We start from the raw sequence: 7,397 nt of genomic DNA, 5'->3' as shown, positions 1-7,397 counted from the left end.
GGGTGCACCGCACAGTGGTGGAATCGGGCCTGACGCCATTCGAATGCCAACGGATCGAGCGGCTCGTTCAGGCGCCCGGGATCGAGGTCATGCGCGATCAGTGCCAGAACGAGGTCGCTCTTGGCGAGCCCCGCTCGAATCGCATCCCGGTACGCATCGCCATCGCCAATCGAGCCGATGTCGATAAACACATCGTGCCCAGCCCCCTTCAGCGCATAGCGCAATGCTTGGGCAGCGAACGATGAACTGCGTCGTCGGTAGGAGATGAAGACGAACAGCGCCTGGTCCTCTTTGGCTCCACGGGGGGAGGTCTCGTCGGTCATTCGGCTCTCCTCTCAGCACGCGGCGGCGGGCGCGGACCCACGGAGGTACTGGTCGATCTCGGTCTGGCTCAGGCGTCGCTCGCCCAGAACATCGCATGCGGCCCGCCGCCAGGCGGCCGAGTCCATCGGCCACAGCATCAACCCGCCACCGGCAAGGGCAAGCCGCGACGAGCCTGGCACGAACGCAAGCGCGGGATTCCTGGCCAGTTGAACCGGCTCGCCCAACTGCTCCCGCCTTCCGACGTCCCAGAACCGCACGGTCAGGTCTTGCCCCGCGGAGGCCAGTCTCGTGCCGTCGGGGCTGAACGCCAACGCCGTCACCATGTCCGTGTGGCCCAGCAGCCGCGCCAGCCGCGGCATCGACGAATCGACGCCCCAGAGCGCGATCTGGCGATCGTCCCCACCCGTGGCAAGCATCCGCCCATCGGCGCTCACTGCCACCGCGGTAGCCCCGCCGGAGTGCGCCGCGTATGCGTGCACCTTCGGTGTGCCGCCCGTCGCGAGGTCGACGACGAGCAGTCGGCCATCGCGTGCGGTGATGAACAACCGCGTGCCGGCGCTGGCCATGGCAGTCACCGTTGCCTCGAGGTCGAGGCGTTGCTCGGGGCTCGTCGCACTCGGGTCGACGACGATGAGCCGCCCACCCTGGGACACCGCGGCCGTCGCGCCGTCCTGTAGCAGAGCCACACCGGCCACCGGACCGTCCAGCCTTCGAAGCACCTCCGTGGAGGCTCCGCCGCCGCTCGGGGCGATCGCCGGCAGGCGAATGACGTCGCCGTCACGGGTTCCCACGACGGCACTGCTGCCGCGGATGGCGACCGAGGTCGCGTCGACGTCGAGCAGGAAGGCGCCCTTCGCATCCTCCGTGAGGGGCTGGTGCCAGACGCCACGCGGGCCGGCCGCGAGAACGCCGGTACCGTCTGTCGCGACCGCTTCGAACCTGGTCGCGGGAGTGGGGTCGCCGAACGCCGTCGGTACGTCGAGCCGCCATCGGATGAGACGGCCGGCGTCGTCCAGCACGACGACGCCACCAGGCTCAGCCTGGACGTCGAGCGCCAGACCCGTGCGACGTGTCCCCAAGGGAGGCAGGCTCAGCAGCGGAGGACTCGCGAAAGCCGCCAGGGCAGCAGTGTCGGCCTGGTGCGCCACGTCGACGACGCGCATGCTGCCATCCACGCCGAGGGCCAGCCATCGTGGCCGGGGCGCGGCGGACTCGCTGTCGAGCACGGAGCTCTTGAGGCCCTCGAGCGCAGCTCCGACCGTCGTCAGCGCCGGCACCGTGACGGGCTCCGCGTCTGGCTCGTCCAAGGGCCAGACCGAGAGCGCGCCCGACTCGTCAAGCGCGCCCAGCTCGCCGGCGTTCACGGCCACGGCGGTGGCGACCGGAGGCACGCCCACCAACGGCCTCCCTGCGGACTGCTCGCCGGACAACTGCCACAAGACCACTCCAATACGCTCTGGTCCGTCGATGGCCAGCGCGATGCTGTCGTGCTCACGGTCCAGGACCACGTCCCTGACCAGGCCGTTCACCCGATGCTCGAGCAAGGATGCGCACGTGCTCGCAGACAGCACCCTGACCGTGCTCGCAGCGGGGGTCTTCGAGCGGTCAGTGTTGACGACGACGAGCTGCTCTCCTCGTTGGTCCAGACCCAGCCGCTCGATGGGACCGCCACTGACGCGACACACGATGGACGCTGTGCGCGCACGCCAGCCTTGTACCGAGACGGCGGCTTCGTCGGTGCCCGTTTCGCCGCCGGAAGGGGTGGCGAGGGCGACGACCTGACCGTCGGAGGACAACGCCACTGCTGTGGCCGAGCCACGCGTGGCCTCGCTCCCGGAAGCGCCCCGCTCCCACTCGACGACACCATTGGCGGTGGTAACCACTGCGCGCCTCCCATCGGCGGAGATCGCACCCGCCGCCGCGGCATTCACGACTTGTTCGTACCGACGCGGTGCTGGACCCCGGGTCAGTGCGACGAACGGAGCGATCTGCACCTGCGCGTCTTGAGACCGAGCGGCCCCTTCGAGGGCGAGCAGCAGGGAGAGGTCAGGGCGAGCAGGGTAGGCAGCCCGTGCCTCGCCGACCAGTCGAAGCGCCTCGGTTGCGGAGGTGGCATCGCGCGCGATGCCGACCTGACGGACGAGCAGCACAGCAATCACCGAGAGCAGAACCAGCCCTGCGGCCAAGGCCGGAGTGGCCCACGTCAGGAGCAGGCGTCGGCGTCGCAGCCGCGTCGCCGCCGTGATGTACTCCACGACTTGGGGCTCCGCCGTGCCAGCGTCCGCGCCCTGCCGTCGCAGCCACTCCTCGGCCTGCGCGAGCCGTCCACCGGTCAACGAGACTGCCCCGCCCCCGGACGCGAGCCACTCGTGTGCGTCCCGCCGCAGCCACGTCCGCGTCTGAAGGTCCAGCCGCTGCTCGGCCAGGCCTCGGGCCACCGCCGGCCAGGAGCGGAAGACCTCCTCATGCACCGCGGTGACGACATCGACGGCATCGGTCCCGTCCGCGGCCGCGCGCCGGTCCCGGCTCACGAGTCGATACTTCTCCAAGGCCTCGTAGATCGGACCCTCGTCGCCGCTCAGCGCCGCGACCTCGAGCTCACCACGTGTGACAGTGCCGTTCGGCTGAACGTCGGCCAACCGCAGGTAGGCGCGCACAACGGCATCTTCGGACAGTCCCCTCTCGACCTGCAGCTGTCGCGTGACGTCAGCAGCACGCCGCTCGACGACCCGCGCCACCGGCCCGATCGTGGCGTAGCGATCGGCGCTGATCACGGCGGGCTTCAGCCGGCTGTGTCCCTCGGTGAGCTCCTCGAGGAGCGCCGCGAGGAGCGGCAACGCCTGTCCGCCACCCGTGTCGTCGAGCAGCTGCTCGACGAGCTCGGGCGGTTCAACCGAGATCCCGGCGAGACGTGCCGGTCCGAGGATCACCTGTCTGAGCGCCGATCGATCGAGTGGCCTGACCCAGACAGGGTCCGTCCCGGTGAATGCCGCCAATGCGTCATCGCCCAGCCACTGGTCCAGCGAGGCACTTCGTAGGACGACCACGACGCGGCATATGTCAGAGCCAAGCCCAGCAAGGCGTCGCGTGAGCGCGGCCGTCTCCTCGGCAACCTCAGGGTTGAGCAGCTCCTCGGCCTGATCGATGCACAGGACCACTGGTGCACCCTTCGCGGCCAAGACGGCCATCGCCTCCCCGATTCCCCGCTCGTCGTCGACCAGGCGCGCGATGTCGACCGGGGAGCCGGCGTTGACGAGCGCCGCGGCCACCTGGCGCAGGGGATGACGGCCCGGATCGACCGGGGGCAGGACGCGTGGAGCATCGGGGCGGTGAGCAAGGCGTGGGAGGACCCCGGCCCGCACCATGGAGGACTTGCCGCATCCGGAGGGCCCGACGACGAGCAGTCCGGGCGAGCGCAGCGGGGCGAGCCGGTCGAGCACCGTTGCGATCTCGGCCTCCCGGCCGAAGAGCACCGAGGCGTGGTCCGCTCCCAGCCGGATGAGTCCGGGATAGGGCGACCGGTCGGGATCCCAGGAGAAAGGATTACCAGGGCCCAAACCCAGCCGGGTCAGGTCCGTGACAAGCAGGTCCACCGCGGTGTCCATCGTCGGCGCATCGGGCAGGGCCTGGCGTTCGCGCAGGAGAGGGTGGATCGGCACCGTGCCGCGGGACCTGCCAGGGGATTCGGGGGGTGCCGCCACCTGGATGACGGGACGGCCGCGCGCGACCGCGACCGCCACCTCGGTGTGGCACCACTGCGAAGCGAGCGAGTCGTCGCTGGCGAGAAAGACAACGACCTGGGCCCTGTCGAGTTGGGCGAACAGCTCTTGGGCCCATCGCGACCCGGCTGGTATGCCGCTCTCGCGGTCGTGGTCGCGGAAGACGTGGTAGCCGGCGCGTTCGAGGCCGGCTTCGAGCGTCAGCGCCGCCGCCAGGTCGCGGTGGCTGTAGCTGATGAAGATGCCAGTCACGTCGGAGGCTTACGGCCGAACCGTGATGGTGAACGCAAAGCCCTCCACGTCGTGGAAGATGTCCTGAGGCAGGGGAGTGGCCACGAACTCGCACTGGTATTCGGCGCCCTGCGGATCCTGCACTTCAACCGCTGCGAAGTATTCAGTGACGCCCGCTCGCACCGGGTACGCCGGTGAGACCGCATTCTCTTCCGGGACGGTGCACTGCGGGGTGTTGGAGGTGACTCCCATGCCGTAGGCGTCGCCGGAGTCCTCCCGGATGCGGATCTTGAATGCGCCGCCGGAGGCGTTTTCCCAATTCACGACGCGCTCCGGCACGGAGATCTGCACGGGTGGTGGTGTGATCGTCATGACGGCACGAACGGGGGGCGGCGCGACGATCCCGGACGCCGGGGTCACGCTCGCCTCGACGACGCAGGCCGCCGAGAGGCTCGGGACATCGTCCAGCGTCAGTCGGTCGCCCTGAACCCGGCATTTTCCGTTGCTGGAGTCCCGCGGATCGTCGGCAACAACCCGGTAGACGACAGTCGCAGAGGGTCTGGTGGTCGCTCGAAGCCTCAGCCGGAAGGGCCTCTCGAACTGGACCGTCCGGTCGGTGAACGTCAGTTTCGGCCTGACGGCTCCGGTGGTCGTGGCTTCGCGTGACGGTGTTGATGCCCTCGAGGGTTCGGTGGTCGGCCGTGTCGTCGGCTCGGAAGTATCAGCCGTCTGATCTGTCGACGACGACTTCGTGGTCGATATTGGAGCCGCCGCCGTGGTCTCGGGGCCAACAGCCGCGCCCGGGGATGTCTCCGCTCCGGCTGTTCCAGCCTGCTTGCCGCAGGCCACGAGCAAGAGTCCGGTCAGGGCGAACGCAGCCACCTTCGTGGCGGTGGGAGGTCGGTCAACGATCCAGTTTCGACGTTGCGCTGACCGACGTGAGCCCGGGGGCGGTTCCAAGCGCATCGTGTCTCTCAGCCTCGCGTGACAGACAAGGCGTGCCGGCCGCTGGGCAGACATGGTGCGAGACCGACACCGATGCCGACGGTGCTCTTGGAGATCGTCGGCGTTCAATACTCCCTTGGACCAACACAGGTCCCTCTTTCACGCTAACAGCACGATCGGCTTGGCGTATCCGGAATCGACAGCTATGCCCATAGTTGAGGAAGATCCCCATGAACGCTGCCTCGCAGTTTCAGGGCGTGACTCTGACGGTGAACTCACGGCTGGCAACGCCCCCCGCTATGTCCTGCGGTATCGCCCACGCCATGAACGTGCACGTATAGGAGGTGTCACGGGGATCGGGCAAGGCAATAATCACCCGGTACGCGGTGGTCCCCGCCGGAGCCCGGTAGCGAGGCGAAGGTTCGCCTGCCGTGCACTCGCCGTCCGTTGTACTGACCCACATGCCGTAGGCATCCCCCGAATCCTCCCGGATGACGACCTCGATCTCACCACCGGAGCGGTGCCATTCAACCGGAGGAACGGGTGGCACGGACACGTTGAACTGAGGGAAGCCGATTGTCACCACTGATTGCACCGGCGGCGGTGGAATGCGGCCAGGTGCGGGCGGGATGCTGGCCTCGACCACGCAGGCGGCGCTCAGTGACGGTGGGTCGCCGATCAGCAATCGATCACCTTCGACGCGGCATTGCGCGTCATTGATGCCGCGTTCGTCGCCGACGAGCGCGCGGAAGACGACCGGTACGCGCGGGCTGGTCGTCGCTTGCAGACGTACGACGAACGGCCGCTCGAATCGGACGGTCCTGTCGTTGAAAGTCAGCACAGGCCTGATCACACCTGCTGTGGTGGTCCTCGTGGCCGCCCGCGTTCGCCCGATCGCCGTCGGCTCTGTCGCTCCCGGCGTCGTTGTGGCTGTGGCCGGCTTGGTGACTCCTGGGCTGTCCGTGGGTGATGCAGTTGCTTGTGTCGCCCGGAGCGTTCTGGATGCAGTGGATGACGTCCCGGCCTTGCCCGGAGAGGCTGTTGTCATGGAGGCCACCGGCGTTGGCGCCGGCGTGACGACGCCTGGGTTACCGGCCGACCCGCATCCGAAGAGGTTGAGCCCGGCCGTGAACAGGACCGCAGTTATCGCGCACGCGCGAAGAACTCGGACGTGCCGACCCACCGTCGATCGTGGGCCTTCGCCGGGTCGCTCATGCATGTCCCTTCTCCGCCTCGCGTGGTCGCAAGACGTGCCGGCTGTGAGCCAAAGTGCCACGGCCGACACCAACAGCCCCAACGCCGATCAGCGTCGGCACTCAAATCGCCAGGAGGACCTCGTCAAGGACCCCATTCGACGCTAGCACCGCCTGTGCCCGCCTACCCCGGAATGGCGTGATCCGGTGAAGCTCCATCCGAGTCGGAACACCACCGACCACAATGGCGTGATGCAGTGTGACCGCCTCAACATCCTGAGCAAGGCGGCAATCGCCCTCGTCGGCGACCGGCGACGAGGGCTGCTAGGGATCGCGGGACCACCGGGTGCGGGCAAGTCGACGCTGGCCGAAGCGCTCGTCGAGGCGATCGCCGCCGCCAGGGGCGCGGACTGGGTCGCCCACGTGCCCATGGACGGCTTCCACCTCGCCGACGTCCAGCTCGAAAGGCTCGGCGCCCGCGATCGCAAGGGCGCCCCGGACACCTTCGACGTCGACGGCTACGCACACCTGTTGCGCCGCCTTCTCGAGGACCCGGACCAGCCCATCTACGCGCCGGGTTTTGAGCGCACCCTCGAGCAGCCCATCGCAGCCGCCGTGGTGGTCCCACCGAGCGCCCGTCTCGTGGTCACCGAGGGCAACTACCTGCTGCTTCCCGAGCCGCGCTGGGAGGCCGTCCGTGCCCAGCTCGCCGAGGTCTGGCACGTCACCACCGATGACGCCACGCGGCGGGCCCGCCTCGTCGACCGCCATGTCGCCTTCGGCAAGGACCCCGACGCAGCGGCCCGTTGGGTGCTCGAGAGCGACGAGGCCAACGCGGTGCTCGTCTCCTCTGCCTCGCACCGCGCCGATCGTGTCATCGTCAACACAGACGACGGCTGGGTCACCTGACAAAACCCGATGCCGTATGCCGCTGAGCTCGCTGCCGCACGACCTCGCCTACCAGCCCTCCCGCCCGTCCAACCCC

Annotated in this window: 5 protein-coding genes; 1 reads left to right on the top strand and 4 read right to left on the bottom strand. The window is 68.8% G+C overall.

From position 1 onward, the window contains the following. The 4 genes from VIR15_RS08035 to VIR15_RS08020 all read right to left on the bottom strand — a co-directional run. On the bottom strand, positions 1–323 hold a 323-nt coding region (locus tag VIR15_RS08035), incomplete at its 3' end, for a toll/interleukin-1 receptor domain-containing protein (protein WP_331926954.1). Between the two features lie 12 nt (positions 324–335). Continuing rightward, a complete protein-coding gene (locus VIR15_RS08030) occupies positions 336–4,295 on the bottom strand; it encodes an nSTAND1 domain-containing NTPase (protein ID WP_331926953.1) in 3,960 nt (1,319 codons plus the stop codon). A 9-nt stretch (positions 4,296–4,304) separates the two neighbouring features. After that, positions 4,305–5,156, bottom strand: coding sequence for a hypothetical protein (locus VIR15_RS08025; RefSeq protein ID WP_331926952.1), 852 nt, complete (start codon positions 5,154–5,156; stop codon positions 4,305–4,307). A gap of 313 nt (positions 5,157–5,469) precedes the next feature. Further along, on the bottom strand, positions 5,470–6,060 hold the full coding sequence (locus VIR15_RS08020; protein ID WP_331926951.1) for a hypothetical protein: 591 nt from the start codon (positions 6,058–6,060) through the stop codon (positions 5,470–5,472). Between the two features lie 604 nt (positions 6,061–6,664). Between VIR15_RS08020 and VIR15_RS08015 the strand changes: the two genes are divergently transcribed. Next, complete coding sequence (locus tag VIR15_RS08015; RefSeq protein ID WP_331926950.1) at positions 6,665–7,321, top strand: nucleoside/nucleotide kinase family protein; 657 nt, start codon at positions 6,665–6,667, stop codon at positions 7,319–7,321. The last annotated feature ends 76 nt before the right edge of the window (positions 7,322–7,397 follow it).

It is taken from the genome of Intrasporangium sp., from assembly GCF_036566125.1.
Classification (GTDB): Bacteria; Actinomycetota; Actinomycetes; order Actinomycetales; family Dermatophilaceae; genus Intrasporangium.
This window is presented reverse-complemented; position numbering and strand designations above follow the sequence as displayed.

Excerpts from the sequence above, each read along its gene's own strand:
- VIR15_RS08015 (WP_331926950.1), top strand. The coding sequence starts at position 6,665 with ATGCAGTGTGACCGCCTCAACATCCTGAGCAAGGCGGCAATCGCCCTC.